General features: G+C 60.4%; 15 protein-coding genes and 1 pseudogene. 12 read left to right on the top strand and 4 right to left on the bottom strand.

What is annotated here, in order from left to right; all coding sequences use genetic code 11:
* Positions 1-470 precede the first annotated feature (470 nt).
* Together DBP26_RS26505 and DBP26_RS26510 are read left to right on the top strand one after the other, a co-directional pair.
* Positions 471-1,457 (top strand): YCF48-related protein, encoded by a 987-nt coding sequence (locus DBP26_RS26505; protein WP_108240607.1) that lies wholly within the window; start codon positions 471-473, stop codon positions 1,455-1,457.
* Between the two features lie 27 nt (positions 1,458-1,484).
* Positions 1,485-3,869, top strand: a complete 2,385-nt coding sequence (locus DBP26_RS26510) for an RND family transporter (RefSeq protein ID WP_108240604.1) — start codon at positions 1,485-1,487, stop codon at positions 3,867-3,869.
* A 169-nt stretch (positions 3,870-4,038) separates the two neighbouring features.
* Here the strand turns inward: DBP26_RS26510 and DBP26_RS26515 are convergent, their stop codons facing one another.
* Together DBP26_RS26515 and DBP26_RS26520 are read right to left on the bottom strand one after the other, a co-directional pair.
* The gene (locus DBP26_RS26515; protein WP_108240603.1) at positions 4,039-4,890 is read right to left on the bottom strand and encodes a 3-hydroxybutyryl-CoA dehydrogenase; all 852 of its coding nucleotides are present in this window, start codon (positions 4,888-4,890) and stop codon (positions 4,039-4,041) included.
* A gap of 13 nt (positions 4,891-4,903) precedes the next feature.
* Positions 4,904-6,088 carry an acetyl-CoA C-acyltransferase family protein gene (locus DBP26_RS26520; protein ID WP_108240602.1) on the bottom strand — a complete coding sequence of 395 codons (1,185 nt, stop codon included), beginning with the start codon at positions 6,086-6,088 and terminating at the stop codon, positions 4,904-4,906.
* A 181-nt stretch (positions 6,089-6,269) separates the two neighbouring features.
* Here DBP26_RS26520 and DBP26_RS26525 point away from each other — a divergent pair, with 181 nt between their 5' ends.
* On the top strand, positions 6,270-7,307 hold the full coding sequence (locus DBP26_RS26525) for an AraC family transcriptional regulator (protein ID WP_108240601.1): 1,038 nt from the start codon (positions 6,270-6,272) through the stop codon (positions 7,305-7,307).
* Positions 7,308-7,327: 20 nt separating this feature from the next.
* Here DBP26_RS26525 and DBP26_RS26530 read toward each other — a convergent pair whose 3' ends face one another.
* Positions 7,328-10,846: a glycosyltransferase gene (locus DBP26_RS26530; RefSeq protein ID WP_158541448.1), complete on the bottom strand. Its 3,519-nt coding sequence runs from the start codon at positions 10,844-10,846 to the stop codon at positions 7,328-7,330.
* A 340-nt stretch (positions 10,847-11,186) separates the two neighbouring features.
* Here DBP26_RS26530 and DBP26_RS26535 point away from each other — a divergent pair, with 340 nt between their 5' ends.
* From DBP26_RS26535 to DBP26_RS26575, 9 genes are all read left to right on the top strand, one after another.
* Positions 11,187-11,765 carry a methyltransferase domain-containing protein gene (locus DBP26_RS26535; protein WP_108240599.1) on the top strand — a complete coding sequence of 193 codons (579 nt, stop codon included), beginning with the start codon at positions 11,187-11,189 and terminating at the stop codon, positions 11,763-11,765.
* Positions 11,766-11,773: 8 nt separating this feature from the next.
* The gene (locus DBP26_RS26540) at positions 11,774-12,595 is read left to right on the top strand and encodes a phytanoyl-CoA dioxygenase family protein (RefSeq protein WP_108240606.1); all 822 of its coding nucleotides are present in this window, start codon (positions 11,774-11,776) and stop codon (positions 12,593-12,595) included.
* 39 nt (positions 12,596-12,634) lie between these two features.
* Positions 12,635-13,345, top strand: a complete 711-nt coding sequence (locus DBP26_RS26545; protein WP_108240598.1) for a class I SAM-dependent methyltransferase — start codon at positions 12,635-12,637, stop codon at positions 13,343-13,345.
* Between the two features lie 230 nt (positions 13,346-13,575).
* Entirely contained in the window at positions 13,576-13,782 is a 207-nt protein-coding gene (locus tag DBP26_RS26550; RefSeq protein WP_108240597.1) for an acyl carrier protein, read from the top strand.
* A gap of 31 nt (positions 13,783-13,813) precedes the next feature.
* Positions 13,814-14,884 (top strand): Rieske 2Fe-2S domain-containing protein, encoded by a 1,071-nt coding sequence (locus DBP26_RS26555; protein ID WP_108240596.1) that lies wholly within the window; start codon positions 13,814-13,816, stop codon positions 14,882-14,884.
* On the top strand, positions 14,881-15,972 hold the full coding sequence (locus tag DBP26_RS26560) for a ketoacyl-ACP synthase III (protein ID WP_108240595.1): 1,092 nt from the start codon (positions 14,881-14,883) through the stop codon (positions 15,970-15,972). The genes DBP26_RS26555 and DBP26_RS26560 overlap by 4 nt, the downstream gene beginning before the upstream one ends.
* On the top strand, positions 15,973-16,734 hold the full coding sequence (locus tag DBP26_RS26565; protein ID WP_177411143.1) for an SDR family oxidoreductase: 762 nt from the start codon (positions 15,973-15,975) through the stop codon (positions 16,732-16,734).
* Positions 16,731-17,372 (top strand): acetyltransferase, encoded by a 642-nt coding sequence (locus DBP26_RS26570; RefSeq protein WP_108240594.1) that lies wholly within the window; start codon positions 16,731-16,733, stop codon positions 17,370-17,372. Before DBP26_RS26565 ends, DBP26_RS26570 begins: the two co-directional genes overlap by 4 nt.
* 7 nt (positions 17,373-17,379) lie before the next feature.
* On the top strand, positions 17,380-18,399 hold the full coding sequence (locus tag DBP26_RS26575) for a ketoacyl-ACP synthase III (RefSeq protein ID WP_108240593.1): 1,020 nt from the start codon (positions 17,380-17,382) through the stop codon (positions 18,397-18,399).
* Positions 18,400-18,450: 51 nt separating this feature from the next.
* Here DBP26_RS26575 and DBP26_RS26580 read toward each other — a convergent pair.
* Positions 18,451-18,878 (bottom strand): annotated as a pseudogene (locus tag DBP26_RS26580) (glycosyl transferase); the annotation flags it as partial.

The following is an 18,878-nucleotide window of genomic DNA, read 5'->3' on the forward strand; positions in this document are numbered from 1 at the left end:
GTAGGTCATCGTCAAGATTCAATTGCAGAACCCCGTTTGCGAAAGCAGACGGGGTTTTGTCTTTTTCGGGCGGTTAAAAGTGCGTGGCGGCGCGCTGATGGTTGGCTTGCAGACAATCCGAAAATATGTCGATCGACAGCCAATCTCCCTTCTCAAAGACGCCAATCAGTTTCGGTGATAGCGCGTCAATCATCGTGACATTGCTTAACAAAAGATAACGTCATGTCGATTGTCATACGTTTCTAAAGCTGGCTAGGATGAGCTCGCTTCGGTAAAGCTGCGTGCGCGAGCTAGAGCGTCTGCGGCAATGTGCAGCTTTCCGACGACCTAATAAAAATAAAGAAAGGGGAAGCTGCATGTGTGAGCCATTCAATCAGGGCACCGGCTCCATATCCGTGCTGCGCAACGCTGGTTTTCAGGCGATTCGTGCGAGAAGACCTCTGAATGCTGCAGTCGCATTGGTCGTCACCATGACGCTGTATGGTACGGCAGTGGCAGCGGACAGTACTTCCGTCGGCCCTTCGCCCAGCGCAGGCGATGCTAGCGTTTTCGCGCTTGAGTCTACGAAAGCCTCCCGTAGCCTGTTATTGGATGTCACCCACGCCGGCGACCGCATGGTTGTGGTCGGGGACCGTGGCCACATTCTGTATTCCGATGATCAAGGCAAGAGCTGGACCCAGGCTAAAGTCCCGACGCGGCAATTGCTGACGGCTGTCTATTTCGTTGACGCTCGGCACGGATGGGCCGTGGGCCACGATGCACAGATCCTCGCGAGCAGTGACGGTGGTGTTACCTGGATCAAACAATTCGAAGATCTCAAGCGAGAGGCTCCGCTGCTGGATGTCTGGTTCAAAGATGTTTCCAATGGCATTGCCGTCGGCGCCTACGGGGCCGTGTTGGCGACGAGCGATGGCGGCCAGCATTGGGAGGACATTGGCGACCGTCTCGATAACGAAGACCAGTACCACCTCAACGGCATTACCTACGTCAAGGACGCGGGTTTATTCATCGTCGGGGAAATGGGGAGCATGTTCCGCTCATACGATGATGGGCAGACGTGGGAGAAGCTGGAAGGTCCCTATCAAGGTTCGCTGTTCGGGGCAATGGGAACTACTGAACCCCAGACGTTGCTGGCTTACGGCCTGCGCGGCAACTTATTTCGCTCCACGGACTTTGGCAGCAGTTGGGAGCCGATATCACTTCAAGGTGAACGAGGTCCTCTCGAATTCAGCATCGCCAACGCATCGCTCATGCCGGACAACTCTATCGTGTTGGTCGGTAATGGCGGCAGCGTGATGCGCAGCACCGACGACGGCGCAACCTTCGAAGTGTCCAATCGTCCTGATCGTTTATCGCTGTCGGGGGTCGCCGAAGACAACAAGGGGAACCTCATTCTGGTAGGACAAGGCGGCGTGCACCTCGCCTCGCCAACGGGCGCCGATGTCGCTCAACAATAAGAACTGACACGGCGAGGACGCTTTCAGATGACCAATCTTCAACACCATCACCACGACAAACCGACCTTGCTCGAGCGATTGATCTTTAACAATCGCCCGACGGTGATCGTCATTTGTTTGCTGGTCAGCCTATTTCTGTTTTGGCAGGCCACCCTCATACGGCCTTCGACCAGCTTCGAGAAAATGATCCCACTCGGCCATCCGTTCATTCAGAACATGATGGACCATCGAAACGACCTGGCGAATCTGGGCAACACCGTGAGAATTTCGGTGGAGGCCAAGCAGGGGGATATCTTCTCCAAGGAATACATGGAAACGCTTCGTCAGATCAACGACGAAGTGTTTTACATTTCCGGCGTTGATCGTTCGGGCCTCAAGTCGTTATGGAGTCCGAGCGTTCGTTGGACGGAGGTGACGGAGGAGGGCTTTGCAGGGGGGGAGGTGATTCCGCAGAGCTATGATGGCTCTCAGGCCAGCCTGGACAAGCTGCGCAATAATGTCCTGAAGTCCGGTCAGGTCGGACGCCTGGTGGCCAATAATTTCAAATCCAGTATCGTCGACGTGCCGTTGCAGGAGTTTTATCCGGACCCTAAGGACCAAAGCAAACTGCTTCCACTGGACTACCGGCAATTCTCCCATCAACTGGAAGAAAAGATCCGCGACAAGTACGAAGCGCAGAACCCCAATGTCGATATTCACATCGTCGGTTTCGCCAAGAAGGTCGGCGATTTGATCGACGGTCTGATCATGGTAGTGATGTTCTTCGGCGTGGCCTTCCTGATCACCCTCGTGCTGCTGATGTGGTTTACCCGCTGTGCGCGTAGCACCGTGGCAGTGTTGAGCACGACCTTGATTGCGGTGATCTGGCAACTGGGCCTGATGCATGTGGTGGGCTTCGGGCTCGATCCGTACTCGATGCTGGTGCCGTTTCTGATCTTCGCGATTGGCATTTCCCACGGCGTTCAAAAGATCAACGGCATCGCATTGCAGTCCAGCGATGCCGACAACGCGTTGACCGCTGCGCGGCGCACGTTCCGGCAACTGTTTTTGCCGGGGATGATTGCGATCCTGGCAGACGCGGTAGGCTTCATCACGCTGCTGATCATCGACATCGGCGTGATCCGGGAGCTGGCCATCGGTGCTTCCATCGGTGTGGCCGTCATCGTCTTCACCAACCTGATTCTGCTTCCCGTCGCGATTTCCTACGTTGGCATCAGCAAAAGAGCAGTGGTGCGCAGTAAAGAGGATGCCGTTCGCGAGCATCCCTTCTGGCGGCTGCTGTCGAATTTTGCAGCCCCCAGGGTTGCAAGGGTTTCGGTGATTCTGTCGCTGCTCGCGCTGGGAGGGGGGCTGTGGTATGGCCATAACCTGAAGATCGGCGACCTTGATCAGGGGGCACCTGAACTGCGTCCTGATTCGCGATACAACCAGGACAACAACTTCATCATCAGCAATTACTCCACCAGTTCCGATGTGCTGGTGGTGATGGTCAAGACCCCGCCCGAAGGCTGTTCGGCGTACCAGACGCTATCGGCGATCAACGAATTGTCCTGGAAGATGGAAAACACCCCCGGTGTGCAGTCGGCGATCTCGCTCGTGACGGTATCCAAGCAGGTGATCAAGGGCATGAATGAGGGCAACCTCAAATGGGAGTCGTTGTCGCGCAACAAGGATGTACTCAACAGCTCGATATCCCGCGCAGACGGCCTCTACAACAACACCTGTTCGCTGGCTCCCCTGTTGATTTTCCTCAATGATCACAAGGCCGAAACCCTCGACCGCGCCGTGCATGCGGTACAGGACTTCGCCCAGGCCAATAACAGGGAAGGTCTGGAGTTCTTGCTGGCGGCGGGTAACGCCGGTATCGAAGCGGCCACCAATGAGGTAATCAAGCAGGCTGAGCTGACCATCCTCATTCTGGTTTACATCTGTGTAGCGGTGATGTGCATGATCACCTTCCGCTCCTGGGCGGCGACGCTGTGCATCGTACTGCCTCTGGTGTTGACGTCGGTGCTGGGCAACGCGTTGATGGCGTTCATGGGTATCGGTGTCAAAGTCGCGACATTGCCGGTGGTGGCGTTGGGCGTGGGGATAGGCGTCGACTACGGAATTTACATCTACAGCCGTCTGGAAAGCTTCCTGCGCGCTGGTCTGCCCCTGCAAGAGGCCTATTACGAAACCCTCAAGTCCACCGGTAAGGCGGTGCTGTTCACAGGGTTGTGTCTGGCGATCGGCGTCTGTACCTGGATTTTCTCTGCCATCAAGTTCCAGGCTGACATGGGGCTGATGTTGACGTTCATGCTCCTATGGAACATGTTCGGCGCGCTGTGGCTGTTGCCTGCACTGGCGCGGTTCCTGATCAAGCCGGAGAAGATGGCGGGCAAGGTGGGGAATTCGTTGTTTTCTCATTGATCCTGCGTTTGAAACGAAAAAACCGCATCCGACAAAGGTGCGGTTTTTTTGTGGGCCCCGAGCAACTGTAGGAGCTTGCCCGCGATGGCGTCAGAGCAGATGAGTCGATGTTGATTGCTCGTCTGTCATCGCGGGCAAGGGCGCTCCTACAGAGATAAAGCGCAATTCGTCAGTTATAGATAAAGAAGCCACGCCCGCTCTTACGCCCCAGATACCCGGCCGCGACCATTTCTTTGAGCAGTGGTGCAGGGCGGTATTTGCTGTCGTTGAAGCCCTCGTGGAAAGCCTCAACGATCGCCAGCAGCGTATCGAGGCCGATCAGATCGGCCAGTGCCAGAGGCCCAATGGGCTGGTTGCAGCCCAGTCGCATGCCATCGTCAATATCCTGAGCGGTGGCGAGCCCCTCCTGAAGCACCAGAATCGCTTCGTTGATCATCGGCACCAGAATGCGATTGACCACGAAACCTGGACGATTGCCCGCCGTGATGGCGGTTTTGTTCAGGCGCTCGGCGAGCTTGATCGCCGCCACGTGCGTCTCGTCGGCGGTTTGCAGGCCTCTGATGACCTCGATGAGGCCCATCATCGGTACGGGATTGAAAAAGTGCAGGCCGATGAAGCGGTCAGGGTCACTGACACTCGCCGCCAGTTGAGTAATCGACAGCGACGAGGTGTTGGACGCGATAACGCAATCGCGGCCGACGTGCTCGGCGATCTGCCGGAGCAGCCTGAGCTTCAGGTCAAGGTTCTCGGTGGCGGCCTCTATGACCACCTGCGGACGATTCAGGGCTGCGTAGTCGGTGGTGCAACGGATTCGCGACAGCGCTTGCTCGGCAATCTCGGCGGTCAGCGTCTGTTTGTTGACCTGGCGTTCCAGGTTCTTGCGGATCGTGGCCAGGCCGCGTTCCAACGCCGCGTCGTTGATGTCCAGCAATGTCACGTCGAAGCCGGCCACTGCGCAGACTTGCGCAATGCCGTTGCCCATGGTGCCTGCGCCGATGACGGCAATATGTTGCATGGTCATGTGGAGCGTCCCCTCACACGCGTTCGAAGATCACAGCGATGCCTTGTCCGCCGCCGATGCACATGGTGACCAGCGCATAGCGGCCGCCGATACGCTGCAGTTCATGGATGGCCTTGGTGGCGATGATCGCGCCCGTCGCGCCGACCGGGTGGCCAAGCGAAATCCCTGACCCGTTGGGGTTGACCTTCTCCGGATCGAAACCCAGTTCGCGGGCCACGGCACAGGCTTGGGCCGCGAATGCTTCATTGGACTCGACCACGTCCAGGTCGGCGACGGTCAGCCCGGCGCGCTCCAGCACTTTGCGGCTTGCCGGAATCGGACCCAGGCCCATCATCGAGGGCTCGACCCCCGCATGTGCGTAGGCCACGAGGCGGGCCATCGGCTTGAGGCCATGTGTGCGCACCATCTCGGCATTGGCCATGATCAGTGCGGCGGCGCCGTCGTTCAAGCCCGAGGCGTTGCCCGCCGTGACGGTGCCATCTTTCTTGAAGGCAGTCTTCATCTTTTCCAGTTGCTCGGCCGTCACTTCACCGCGCACGTGCTCATCCTGCGCAAAGGTGACTGTGCCTTTGCGGGTGGCAATTTCGATGGGGACGATCTGGCCGTCGAAACGACCTTCGGCAATGGCGCGTGCGGCTCGCTGCTGGCTCGCCAGTGCCAAGGCGTCTTGATCGGCGCGGGTGATGCCGTAGTGTTCGGCGATGTTTTCTGCAGTGATCCCCATATGGATGTTGGCGAAGGGGTCATGCAGCGCACCGAGCATGTAGTCATAGGCCTGCACGTTGCCCATCCGCGCTCCCCAGCGGGCCTGCGGCATGATGTAAGCGCCGCGGCTCATGGATTCGGCGCCGCCAGCCAGCACAGCCTTGGCATCCCCCAGCAGGACGGATTGCGCAGCGGACACGATGGCCTGCAAGCCGGAGCCGCACAGGCGATTGACATTCATCGCCGGGGTTTCCTTGGTCAGGCCGGCCTCCAGTGCGATGACCCGAGACAGGTAGGCGTCGCGGACTTCGGTCGGAATGACGTGGCCCATGACCACATGGCCGATGTGCTCCGCGGCGAGTCCAGAGGTCGCCAATGCCGCACGGCTGACCTGAGTGCCCAGCTCGATGGGTGAAACGTCTTTGAGGGAGCCGCCAAATCCGCCAATGGCGGTGCGCAACGCGCTGACGACGAAAACTTCGGTAGTACCCATGTCGACTCCTGATAGCTGGCTGAACGGAGAAAAAGCCCGACCCACGACATTTCGGTCAGGCGCGCTGTGCGGGCAAGTCTAGATCGGCGTCCGGAGGGGGCCTATGCCGAAACTGTCCAGATTGGCTGGCGTTCTTTACCATCAGTGTCGTGGCTCATAACGACAACAGGAATGGCGGCTCATGCGGGATAAGGATTCGGTCTCGATCTACTTCGTTCACTTGGTGACGCAGGCCTTGCGTGACCAGCCGCTGCGCCTGCAATCGGTGCTGGAAGGGGCGGGCATCGACATGGCTTTGCTGAGCGACCCAACGGCGCGAGTCCCGGCGAGCGCATTCGCCGCGTTATGGCTGATTCAGATCAAGGAGTTGGAAGACGAGTTTTTCGACCTCGACAGCCATGGCATGCCCCTGGGCAGTTTTGCCTTGATCTGCCGGGGGCTGATCCAAGAGCCGAATCTGGAGAAAGCCTTGCGCCAGTGCCTGAATAATTTCGCCCTGTTCCTGAAAGACTTTCGTGGCCACCTGATCGTGCGCGGTCCGCGGGCCATCATTTCTGTGGACAACCGGGCTGCCGACCCCACCAAGGGACGCTTTGGCGAGGAAACCTTCCTGCTGCTGATGATCAGCCTGTTGTGCTGGTTGGGGGGGCGTCGGTTGACCATCGATCGCGCCCATTTTCGCCACACCCGGGAACGGCTGAGTGACGATTCACTGCTTTGGGGATTCAACCTGGCGTTTGGCGAGGCGCGTACCGAGGTCGAGTTTTCCAGCCATTACCTGCGTTTGCCGGTGGTGCAGTCGCTGCCTTCGCTCAAGTCCTTTCTGCGCACTGCACCGCAGTGGCTGGTGATTCGCTTCCGCAATCAGCGCGGATTGGCGTCGCAAGTCTACCAACGGCTGCGCAGCAGCCATTACGGGCACTGGCCGACGCTGCTGCAAATGGCGGCGGAACTGAAACTGAGCCCCACCACCTTCCGGCGCCGCCTGGAACGCGAGGGCTGCGCGTTTCAGGGGATCAAGGACGAGGTCCGCCGGGGCATCGCCCAACAGAAGCTTCGTGAAACCGACATGAGCGTGGTCGATATAGCCGCGCTCGTGGGCTTTCAGGAGCCCAGTGCGTTTCACCGGGCTTTCAAGAAGTGGACCGGCGAGAGCCCCGGCGGCTATCGCCGTCAGCGAGCCTTCGTCACCCAGGATATGGACAGCGCAGCGCCGTAACCGGCGGCCGTCCTGTTGTGTCAGCGCTTGGGTCGCCAGGCGTCCTGCCAAGCCTGGGCGGTCGAGTCATCGAACACTCCATGGCGGAGCACGTATTCTCGCAACTGATCGCCCAGGTGCGCAGCGGTCGACGGATCCTGGGTGTGCGCGCGAATGCCCTCCAGCCAGCCTGAGAGGGTGTGCGGAACACGTGTCACGGGCAGATCACCGGAGAAGGGTCGCACATCGCTGCACACCACTGGGACGCCGCAACTGCCCAGTCGAAGCGCGGCGAGGTCGGTACGGCAAGTGGTGAACAGGTTATCGTTCGCCGGCAGCAAGCCGAGATCCAGATCCAATGCGGCGAGCGCAGCAGGAAACTGATCGGCCCCGGGCAATTCATGGTGTTCGTGGGCGTAGGCGCGCAGCACGCCCTGATGGTCGCCCATCACGATCCATTCCACTTCATCGGCCAGTGCTTCGATGACGGGGACAATCATCTGCAAATCCTGGGCTTGCCAGTGATCGTTGACCAGTCCCACCCGCGGTTTTGCGCCGCGTCCGCGTGCGCAGGACAGATGTCCCCAAACGTCGACGTTCAGCCGGGACGGAATCAGGTGCACGTCGGCATGAAACTCGCGCGCGATGTCGGCAAGCATGGGGCTGGCGGCGATGACCCGGTCCACTTGGCCAAGCAATTGTTGCAGCCGTTGCAGCCGCTCCGGGCTGAAGGCGAATGCGTCTTCGGACGGCTGCTCCGGGGCGAGGTCGAGGTCATTCAAGTCAAGAATGACGAACGCGTTCGGCAGGATTCGGGCACGCGCCACCGTCTGCAGGAAGCCTTCATCGAGGCGCGCCTGAAAGACGATGACGTCAGGGTTCAAGCGCGCTTCCTGTGGAATCGACAACGGGCCGCTGCTGAGCTTGCCTTCGATGACGCCGCGCAGTTCGAGCGCCTGCAACGGACCGATCACCCGTTCCTGAGGGGCGGCCCACAGCCCGTCGGGGTAGGCCAGCACCACCGGCGCACGACGCCAGGCCATCGGCCGCCAGACCAACTGCATGTTCAGTTCCAGTTCCACCGACTGCAGGTCCAACGAGAGATTGGGGTTGAAAGCAGGATCGCGGCCGATCAGCGGTAGCCATTTGCGGTACATCGCCAGTTGCTCGCCCACGAAGCGCTTGCGTTTGACCTGATAGGCCGCCGTGTCGACATGGGTCTGGCTGACGCTGCCTTCGTGAATCAGTACCGAATGGGGCGTCCAGACATTCAGGTAGCCCAGTGCGCCGACTTTCAGGCACAGGTCGACATCGTTGTAGGAGACGACGAACGCGGTTTCATCGAGGCCGCCGACCTCTTCGTAAACCGAACGACGAACCATCAGGCACGCCGCGGTGACCGCGCTCAGGTCCTGATCCACTTGAACCCGCTGGGTGTAACCCTGGACATGCTGAGGTTCGCTGATGTGCTGGTGACCGGCGGGCCCGTCCAGCCCCATGCGCACGCCAGCGTGCTGCATGCGTCCAGTGGGGTAGAGCAGCTTGGCGCCGACCACGCCCACTTCAGGTCGCAAAGCATGGTTGAGCAATTCGTCCAGCCAGCGCTCGTGCACGATGGCCGTGTCGTTGTTCAGCAGCACCAGATACTCGCCTCGCGCCTGAGCCGCCGCGACGTTGTTGATGCGCGAATAGTTGAAGGGATGAGGGTAGCGCAGCACCCGGACCTGATCCGAACCCATGGCCTCGATCTGCGCTAGCCACGCCAAGGCTTCGGGGGTTTCGCTGTTGTTGTCGACAATCAACAGCTCGTAGTTTGGGTAGCGAGTCTTGTGCAGCAGGGTTTCCACGCAGCGTTGCAGAAACGGCAACTGATCCTTGGTCGGCACGATGATCGACACCACCGGTTGCGCGGTGTGGCCATACAGCACGTGATAGCGCCGGGGTAGGGTATGAACGACCTGCGCCTGCGCATAACCGCGGACCTTGAGGTGGCGCTCAAGGGTGCCGATTTCATGCAGGTTAGGCGTTGTCGCGGGCAAGTCGCAGACCAGCAGCGGCTCACAGACATGGGCAATGCCCTCGGTGCCGCCATGCTCGATCTGCCGCAGGATAAGGTCGAATTCCGCCGCGTCGCTGAACTGCGGATCGAAGCCGCCCAGACGCTCAAGGGTCGTGCGAGCGAACAGCCAGTGGGCAGCGGCTTGCAGCGGAAAGCTGAGCAGGTAATCGAGATTGAAATCCGAGCGCAGGGCCGACGTCAGACCGCCTTGAGGGTGGCGATGCATGTGATCTGCGAAGGCGAGTGCGAGGTCAGGCGCCTGCATCAGTTGCAGGGCGCAGGCGGTCAGTCCAAAAGACGTGAACTGCGCACCGGCGTCGACCGTCAGCAGCCAATCGAACGCACGGGATTGGACGATCTGGTTCAGCACCGAAGCCATGTCTTGTGGGGCAGGTGCCGTGAACTCGGACGCCATGACCACCTGAATCATCGCCGCCATCGGGCCGTCTTTGGGCAGGCTGTCGAGGGTGAGTTGGACGTCAGCCGGGGGCGAGTCGAGGTCTTTGATCACCACCAGCAGCGAGGGCGTTTCCGACTCACTGAAGTGGCGATCAATCTCGCGCTGTTGCCCTTTGTCTGGCGTGCGGTACTCCAGCCATGCTTGCACCTGCTGAGGATTCAGGCGTTGCGGCGCAGGGCCAGACAGGTGTGCCAGCAAGTCGAAATCGCTAAAGCCTTCCGAGCCAGCCAGCGCCCGTGCACCGACGCGGCCGTTGGCCAGGGAGGTGCTCGCCCAACCGGCTTCACGTACCAGACGATGGAAGCGGTGAACCTCTTCGGTGTCAGCGCCTGCGATCTCGATCCCCTGATCGGTAAGGTGCTGCGGGGCGATGCGGCTGGCGCTCAACGTCGACGGCAGCACAATCAGGTCACCTGTGCTCAGCAGGCGCGCGTACAGCGCCAGCGGGCTCAGCAAGCCAAGGGACTCACCGCCCAACGTGAACGGCGCATCGCCTAGCGCCATGACCTCCTGACGCCGACACATTATCGCGCTCGGTTCGCCGATGAAGTTGCAGGTGAACTCACCCAGCACCGCGACCACGTCGGGGCCGCGCAGCACCAGCGGCTGGTCGACGCGAAAACGTGTCGTCAGATTTTCCGGGAGCAGGGCGCCGTCGGCGTCGAGCCATTGGCGATGGGCCGATACCAGGCGGGCCTGTGGGCTCGCTGCCAACGCCGCGACCATCTGCCGGATGCAGTCGGGGCCAAGAAGGCCGTCACCCGAGAGAAATTTGATGTACTCGCCGCTGGCCGCATCAATCCCTTGTTCGAAACACGCCTCGATTCCCGGCGTGCGCTCGTTGCGCAGGTAGCGAATCGGCCAGGGACAGGACGCCCGGTACAGATCGCTGACCGTCTCGGCCAGGCCGTCGTGGGTGTCATCGCAAATCACGATCTCGATCGCATCGTGGGTTTGCTCGATCACACTGCGCAAGGCCGTTTCAAAAAACTCGGTCCGGCACACGGCGATGACGACACTGACCAGTCGTTGTGAATCCATCTGGGTTTCCGCTCGGTGAAAAAACTGACTTGAACGCTCGCTCGCACCGAACGACGCGCTGAAAAAACCGGAGCGCCATGAAAATGACGCACCGTCTTCAATGGGCTGGATACGTAGCAATAACCCGGCCAAACCGCAGGTGTTCAGGGCGGTGGCGCGACCCTTGCATCGCCATTTGGCAGCGACGACTGCGTGACGTGGGAGCCCTCCGGGGCACGTATCGGCGCGTTCGAGCCAATTAACGTTCGTCGATGCGTGGCCGATATGCGAACAGCAAGGCGTTGCGCATGGCGCCGATTCATTTTCACCCACTGCCTCCCGGCAGATACCAGGATTCATCATGGCGACACCATCGCAATTCGATAACGACACGTTTCAACTGGCTCGCGATCATCTGCAACAGTTCGTCAAGAAAACCGCAGAGCACTTGCGAGGCGAATCAGGACGGTTGCTGGAAGTCGGTCCGCAGGATCGCTCCCTGGTCCGGGAGAGCTTTCATAACTTTGCGGTGGAGACGTTCGACATCGTCGACACCTACGGGCCCGACCTGGTGGGTGATATCACCAAGGTCAACACCTTCATTCCCGACAGTGCGTACGATGTCGTGGTGTGCATGGAGGTCATCGAGCACACCTTGAACCCGTTCGATGCCGTCAAAGAGATTCGGCGGGTGCTGAAAGACGGCGGTCATTTACTGATTTCCGCCCCTTTGAACTGGCGGATCCACGGCCCTTCGCCAGATTGCTGGCGCATCACCGAGCACGGGTGGAATGCGCTGCTTCGGGACTTCGACATCGTTGAGATCGACATTCTCGAATCCCCCGGCCGAGAGCTGTTCCCGATCCGTTACAACGTGCTGGCGCGCTGCAACAAGGCCAAGCAGAGCCAGGACAACGAATTGCAGTTCCGTTGGATATGAAGCCCGCCATGCCCGCCAGCGTCGCGTCGCTGGAAGCGCTGTTGCCGCGCCTGTCGTCGGCCACCTTCGATCCTGCGGTCTTCCGCAAGACCGGTGTGTTCGTGGTGCGTAACGCCATCGCGCGGGACGTGGTCGACGCCTGGGTCAGCGAGTGGAAGGTGTTTCACGCGACGATTCTGGAGAAGGGCCGGGACGTCAACCGCGCCAATCCAGTGTCGCTCAACGAGCAGCTCCCCGAGCGCCTCGCCCATATGTACCGTGAGCCGGTGTTCGCTCAGACGCTGAAGGCGATCATGGGCGATCACATCGCGCTGTATAACCACCGCTTCGTGATCAAGGACGCCCTGAGCCCGAACAAGGTCTTTCTGCATCAGGACAGCTGTTATCACGCTGGCAACCTGAACAAGTGCAGCGTATTCGTCCCGGTGAGTCGGGTGGACAAAGACAACGGTGGCCTGACGTTCCATGTGGGTTCGCACCGGTTGGGTGTGCTGGGAGACGCCGGAGAAATCGACCCTACGAGTTTCGACGTGCAATGGCCCACCGTGACCCCCGAATTGATGCCCGGTGATTTTGTCGTCATGGACAGTCGACTCTGGCATGAGTCCGGGCCCAATGTGTCGGGCATCGATCGCATCATGGCTGACATGATCATGCAGCCCGCCGACGATCCGACGGGCCAGGAATTGCTGTGCGGCGAATGGCAGACCGACGTGTTCTATTCGCCCAAGGCCATCACGCGCCACTTCGTCAATTCGCGCATTCTCAAGATCGTCAAATACGAAAAAGAGTTGGCGCAACTGAAAGCCGACATGCCCGCTCAGCACTGACTGCGCAATGAGCACGCATGAATCCATCGAGGAAAGAACATGACCACCTGCCTTGCCACCAACACCTTCGCGCCCTCCAAGTTGATGCACATCCGACCTTACCGCGTGCTAAGCATCGAAGATGGCCGCGAGGAAGAAGTGAAGTTTTTCATGCCCCCGGCGGACGGGGCAGGGAGCCTGACCGCGTTCGAGTCGGTGATGCTGCTTAAGCTGGTGCGGGCGATCAAGCCCGACTTCATTTTCGAGTTTGGCACCTTCGATGGCCGCACCACGCGGTTGGTGCTGGAAGACCTGCCGGATAACGGCGACCAGAATCCGCGTATCTACACGCTGGATTTGCCAGATACCGAGGGCGTGGTGTTTCAGGGTGACGACAAGTTGTTGGCCGAGAAGGCGCTGCTTTCGACGCGCAAATACAACCTCTCGCCCAAGAAAGGCATGGTCAAACAAATCCTCCAGGACTCGATGACGTTCGATCCGACCCCGTACGCCGGCAAGTTCGATTTTATCTTCGTCGACGCCAACCACGAGTATGACTACGTCAAGAAAGACACCGAGAACTCCCTGCACATGTTGGGCGGAGAACGTAATTGCATCGTCTGGCACGACTACGGCAACCCGCAGTTCCCGGAACTGACCCGCTACTTGGAAAGCCTGGCCGATGACCTGGAGCTGTATCACATCCAGGGCACCATGCTGGTGTTTCATATGCGCGGGTTGAAGATCGGTGACGAGCGCCCGGCAGGTTGAGGGTTGCAGGTTTGCGAAGGCGCCCTCAGTGGCGCCTTTTTTCATGGAGCGGCGATCTCGCAAGCGCCGACTTTTTGTCTCTCGCAACGCCTGTCATTTTTCTTCATCGGCGCTGAACGCCTTGTGCGGCGGGGGTTTTAGCCCTCTTGAGGGTCGTTGGTTCGGATCTTGCTTCGGCAGCCACATGCATCGGCGAAAGCGTCCGATCACGTTCTGTGGAGTGGCGAGTGATGGAAGAGAAAGTCGTAGGTTTGATTGAAGAGGCGATGGAAGCGGACGCAGGATCGCTGACGGTCGATCAGCCGCTGGACTGGGATTCGATTGCGCTGGTGACGTTCATGGCCATGGCCGATGAGCACCTGAACAAGACGCTGTCGGCTGCGCGTCTGAACAAGTGTGTGACGGTAAGAGACGTCATCACCCTGGTTGCCGAGTGACACTGGCCAGCTTCGTTTTCTGGACACCTTCATGACAAGCACGAAATCCCGACAGATTGCGCCAGCCTTGGTGAGCGCCTACTGGCACCCGCTCTGTCTCAAGTCGCAGGTTGCCGAGGACAGGGATTTCATACGCTTCAACGTGCTGGACTTCGAAGTCGTGGTGTTCAATGACGCGGGCAACCTGATTGCCTTCGATAACCGTTGCCCCCACCGTGGCACGCGTTTCTTCACCGAGGATCGGGGGCGCCAGCGGATTCTGTGCCCTTACCACGGCTGGAGCTATGGCGCGGGGCACCTGCGCATTCCCGACGCCAAAAGCTTCACGGGGTGTGACATCGGTAAGGCCGACCTGAATTTCTTCAAGCTCGCGTTCTGCGGCGAATTGGTGTTCTTCGCCATCGAGCCGCGTGCGTCGCTGGCGGATCAATTAGGCCCCGAGATTTATCGATTGATCGCGCAGACGACGCCGGACTTAAGTGGCGTCGCCGATTTCAACCGCTACGCGTTCGAAGCCGACTGGTCGATTTCCCTCGAAAATGCACTGGAGCCGTATCACATTCCCCTTGTGCACCGGGACACGCTGGCCACTTTGAAACTGGGCCGCGGGGAGAACGTTTTTTACGGGGAAAACTCCATCTGGTCCGCGCCGGTGGAGAACGAAAAGGTTGCGCGACGCCTGGAAGGCCTGTCACGGTTTTTCGCGCCGCGCGAGGCATTCCCCGGCTACATCAGCCTGTTTCTTTATCCATTTTCCATGCTGTCCTCGACTTACGGCTATTCGTGGTCGATGCAGAATTTTTTCCCGTCATCGTGTGATGACCGCACCTGGTTCACCAGCCAGCTGTTTGCGCTGCGTGCGGCCTCCGAGCGCTATGACGAAATCGTCGCGACCTTCATGGCGTCGACGGCAGAAAACAACCGAGCGGTTTTCGACGAAGACCATTCCATTTGCAAGCGCATTCCCGGCGATACCTGGTCGTGGGAGCCACCCCGCTATTTCAGCTCGACGGAAGCCAAGCTTCTGCATTTTCGGGCGTCGTGCGCGGAATGGGCCCAGCAGTCCGGGCTCGCTGCATTACCTGGCGAGGAGCCCGTATGAACAGCGTCACAGGCAGTACCGATGACGCGGTGCGCCGTATTTCAGCAGCGCGTGTGCGCGGCATTGCGTGTGCGTTGCCCGACACCCTTTCGGAAGTGGCCGACCTGACAGCTCGCTTCGGTGAGGAAAGCGTGTCCAAGATCATGGCCAGCACCGGCATTGAGCGCCGTCATGTGGTCACGGACCAATGCACCTCTGACCTCTGCGTCGAGGCGGCGCAACGGCTGCTGAGCGATCTGAATGTCGACAAGGCCTCGATCGACACGCTGCTGTTTGTCACCCAAACCCCGGATTACGTATTGCCCGCCACGGCCTGCACGCTGCAGCGGCGCCTTGAGCTGCCCTACACCACGGCCGCTCTGGACGTGAACATGGGCTGTTCGGGTTACGTGTATGGCCTGTGGATGGCCTCGGCAATGGTTGCCAGTGGCGCCAGCAAGCGGGTGCTGCTGCTGGTGGGCGACACCATCAGCAAACTGGTCGCGCCCGATGACCGTTCCGTCGCCGCGCTGTTTGGCGATGCCGGCTCGGCGACCTTGATCGACTACGACCCTTCGGCCCCTGCGACGCCTTTCGTGTTGGGTACCGATGGCAGAGGCGAGAAAAACCTGAGAGTGCCGGGTGGCGCGTTCCGGGATCGCAGCGGCCTGGATACGTCGACTTCTGAGGAGGGCGTACGCGGCCCGTTCGATCTGTACATGGACGGCGCCGAGATCTTCGCTTTCACCTTGGCGAGGGTTCCGGCACTGGTGCGCGCGCTGGAGGCCTGTGCCGTTGACCAGTCAGCGGCGATCGAAAAATACGTGTTCCACCAGGCCAACCGGTTCATGCTCGAGCACTTGGCCAAGAAGGCCAAGGTGCCGTCTGAAAAGGTGGTCCTGAATCTGCAGCAGGTCGGCAATACCAGCAGTGCGTCGATTCCGTTGGCGCTGAGCCTGGATGCCCAGGGCGCTGCCACCACGCTGCAAGGCCATTACCTGCTGGCCGGGTTTGGCGTCGGCTATTCATGGGCAGGTTGCGTCGTGGATTTCAACAACACCCGGATCAGCCCGCTGACGCGGGTCGCCCCATCGCGTAACGAGGCCTAAGTGCAGACCCATCCTTTTTCGCTGGACGGCATGTCCATCCTGGTCACCGGTGCTTCCTCCGGCATAGGCCGTCAGGTGGCGATCTGGCTCAGTCAGCAGGGCGCGCGGATCGTCGCGGTCGGTCGCGACCTGCCGCGCCTGGAAGAAACCCTTGGCCGCTTGCAAGGGGAAGGGCACAGCTGTCACGGCTTCGACTTCCTGGCGGGCGACGATGTCTCGGCGTGGATGAAAGCGCTGGTCAAGGCGTCTACGCCGTTGGACGGGCTGGTGCATGCGGCCGGGGTTCAGTTGCCACTGCCGATCCGGGCTATGGGGCTGGACCATTGGGAGAAAATTTTCGCCACCAATGTCACCTCCGGGTTTTCGTTGATCAAGGCGTTCCGGCAAAAAGGCGTGTGCCGCACGCCGTCGAGTATCGTGATGCTGTCCTCGGTCATGGCGCAGGTCGCCCAGCCTGCGCTGGTGGGCTATTGCGCCAGCAAGGGGGCGGTGGAGTCGATGGTCCGTGCCGCGGCACTGGAGCTGGCCCGGGAAGGCATTCGCGTCAACGCCGTCGCACCGGGTGTGGTCAGGACCGAGATGGCCGACAAGCTCGAAGGGCTGGTGGGCGAGGACGCTATGGCAGCCATCGAGGGCAAGCACCCGCTCGGTCTGGGCGAACCGCTGGATGTCGCGTACGCCGTCCATTACCTGTTGTCCCCCGCGGCGCGCTGGGTCACAGGCACATCGTTGGTGGTCGACGGGGGGTACCTGGCCGAATGAACGTGACCAAACTGATCATCGTGGGCGCTGGTGGGCTGGGGCGGGAGGTGCATTCCTGGCTCAAGGACTGGGTCGAGCACAACGATGGCTACAGCATCGGCGGCTTTCTCGATGACGGCAGCCTCTCGCTGAATCGTTTCCACCACTACGCTGATATCTTGTCGACCATCGACGCCTACGAGCCTGCGGACGACGAGCGGCTGCTGGTGGCCATCGGCAAGCCTTCCGACAAGAAATACGTGGTCGAAAAACTGCTGGCCAAAGGCGCGCAGTTCTTCACCTTGGTTCATCCCACAGCCATCGTCGGGGAGAACGTCAAGATCGGGCGGGGCGTGCTGGTGTGTCCGTTTTCCGTGTTGTCAGTGGATTTGACCATCGGTGATTTTGTGACCGTGAATTCACTGTGCACCATCGGCCATGACACCCACATCGGCGATTTCTCGACCTTGAGCGGCCACTGCGATTTGACCGGCGGTGCGGTGCTCGAAGAGGAGGTGTTCATGGGCTCGCGTTCCTCGGTCCTGCCCAAGGTACGGGTTGGCAGGGGCGCAGTGGTCGGCGCAGGCAGTGTCGTGCTGCGCGCGGTAAAACCCGGCGACGTGGTGTTCGGCGTGCCGGCCAAGCGGATTTCAGGATAGGCATGCCATGGCCCGTTACGCTCGAATCAGTGAAATAGAGTACGAACTTCCCGAACGCGTACTGAGCAACGAGATGCTGGCGCGGGAGTTTCCCGAGTGGGATGTCGACAAGATCTTCCAGAAGACCGGCATCAATGAACGCCATATCGTGGCCGAGGGGGAAACGGCGTCGGATCTGGCGTTTCGTGCCTGCGAAAAGCTGTTCGCCAACAGCGATACCACGCGCGACCAGATCGACTGCCTGATCTACTGCACCCAGAGCCCGGACTACCTGCTTCCGGCCACCGCGTGCATCCTGCAACATCGCTTGCAACTGCCCCAGCACTGCGCGGCCTTCGATTTCAATCAAGGGTGTTCAGGGTTCATCTACGGATTGGGGCTGGCCAAGGGCTTCATCGAATCCGGTCAGTGCCGCAACGTCCTGCTGATCACCGCCGACACCTACAGCCGTTACATCAACCCCCAGGACAAGAGCGTTCGCACGCTGTTTGGCGATGCGGCCGCGGCGACCCTGATCAAGGCCGCGGACGACGCGTTGCCCAGCCTGGACCGCTTTCGGTATGGCAGCGACGGCGCCGGGGCGCCCAACCTGATCGTGCCGGTGGGCGGTGCCCGTCGGCCCTGGGTGGCCGGAGACACCCCCGCTGAATATGGCGACGACAGTGGTAATGTCCGTTCGGACGCCAACCTGTACATGAACGGCTCGGCGATTTTCGAGTTTTCGATGACTCAGGTGCCCAAGCTGTTTGCCTCGCTGTTCGATGAACACTTCACGGTCGAGCAGTCCGATCTGTTCGCGTTCCATCAAGCCAACCAGTTCATGCTCGATGCTTTGCGGCGGCGTCTGAAGTTACCGCCCGAGAAGTTCATCACCGAGTTCAGGCATTGCGGCAACACGGTGTCGAGCAGTATCCCCGTCGCGCTGAAAGAGGCGCTGAACAAAGGGCAGATCCAGCGCGGCCACCTGATTACCGCAGTGGGGTTCGGCGTTGGCTACTCGTGGGGCGGTTGCGTCATCCGCTGGTAAGCGCATCGAGCGACGTTCGAGGGCTCCGACCGGAACCCTCGGCACATCAGGTCAGCGATCCAGCAGTGCCGCCTGCCAGCGCTGCAGGTGCGCCTCATCGAGCATCCAGTCGCTCGCCACCTTCGCTTTCAACGCCTGCCCAAGGCGCTTCGCCTGCTCCGGATCCTGGAGGTGCGCGCCAATCGCATCCAGCCAGGCCGCGGTCGAATTCTGCACGCGGGTCAGCGGCAGGCTGTTGCGCAGGCCAGGTACGTCACTGGCAATCACCGGGTAACCGCACGCGCCAAATTCCAGGGCCAGACGCGTACTTTTGTGCTCGCTGTAGAGGCTGTCGCCGGCCGGGATGAGTGCCAGATGCAGGTCAAGGGAAGCGAGCACGCCGGGGTACAGTTCGCCCTCGACCGCGCTCCGCCATTCATGGACGTAGGGGCGCAGGGATTCGGGGCAAGGGCCCATGATGATCCATTCCACTCGGTCCG

This window comes from Pseudomonas sp. RIT409 (assembly GCF_003052515.2).
Lineage (GTDB): Bacteria > Pseudomonadota > Gammaproteobacteria > Pseudomonadales > Pseudomonadaceae > Aquipseudomonas.

Coding starts and splice junctions, on each gene's coding strand:
- DBP26_RS26540 (WP_108240606.1), top strand. CDS start 11,774: ATGCCCGCCAGCGTCGCGTCGCTGGAAGCGCTGTTGCCGCGCCTGTCG.
- DBP26_RS26520 (WP_108240602.1), bottom strand. CDS start 6,088: ATGGGTACTACCGAAGTTTTCGTCGTCAGCGCGTTGCGCACCGCCATT.
- DBP26_RS26550 (WP_108240597.1), top strand. CDS start 13,576: ATGGAAGAGAAAGTCGTAGGTTTGATTGAAGAGGCGATGGAAGCGGAC.
- DBP26_RS26570 (WP_108240594.1), top strand. CDS start 16,731: ATGAACGTGACCAAACTGATCATCGTGGGCGCTGGTGGGCTGGGGCGG.
- DBP26_RS26525 (WP_108240601.1), top strand. CDS start 6,270: ATGCGGGATAAGGATTCGGTCTCGATCTACTTCGTTCACTTGGTGACG.
- DBP26_RS26510 (WP_108240604.1), top strand. CDS start 1,485: ATGACCAATCTTCAACACCATCACCACGACAAACCGACCTTGCTCGAG.
- DBP26_RS26515 (WP_108240603.1), bottom strand. CDS start 4,890: ATGACCATGCAACATATTGCCGTCATCGGCGCAGGCACCATGGGCAAC.
- DBP26_RS26575 (WP_108240593.1), top strand. CDS start 17,380: ATGGCCCGTTACGCTCGAATCAGTGAAATAGAGTACGAACTTCCCGAA.
- DBP26_RS26535 (WP_108240599.1), top strand. CDS start 11,187: ATGGCGACACCATCGCAATTCGATAACGACACGTTTCAACTGGCTCGC.
- DBP26_RS26505 (WP_108240607.1), top strand. CDS start 471: ATGACGCTGTATGGTACGGCAGTGGCAGCGGACAGTACTTCCGTCGGC.
- DBP26_RS26530 (WP_158541448.1), bottom strand. CDS start 10,846: ATGGATTCACAACGACTGGTCAGTGTCGTCATCGCCGTGTGCCGGACC.
- DBP26_RS26545 (WP_108240598.1), top strand. CDS start 12,635: ATGACCACCTGCCTTGCCACCAACACCTTCGCGCCCTCCAAGTTGATG.
- DBP26_RS26560 (WP_108240595.1), top strand. CDS start 14,881: ATGAACAGCGTCACAGGCAGTACCGATGACGCGGTGCGCCGTATTTCA.
- DBP26_RS26555 (WP_108240596.1), top strand. CDS start 13,814: ATGACAAGCACGAAATCCCGACAGATTGCGCCAGCCTTGGTGAGCGCC.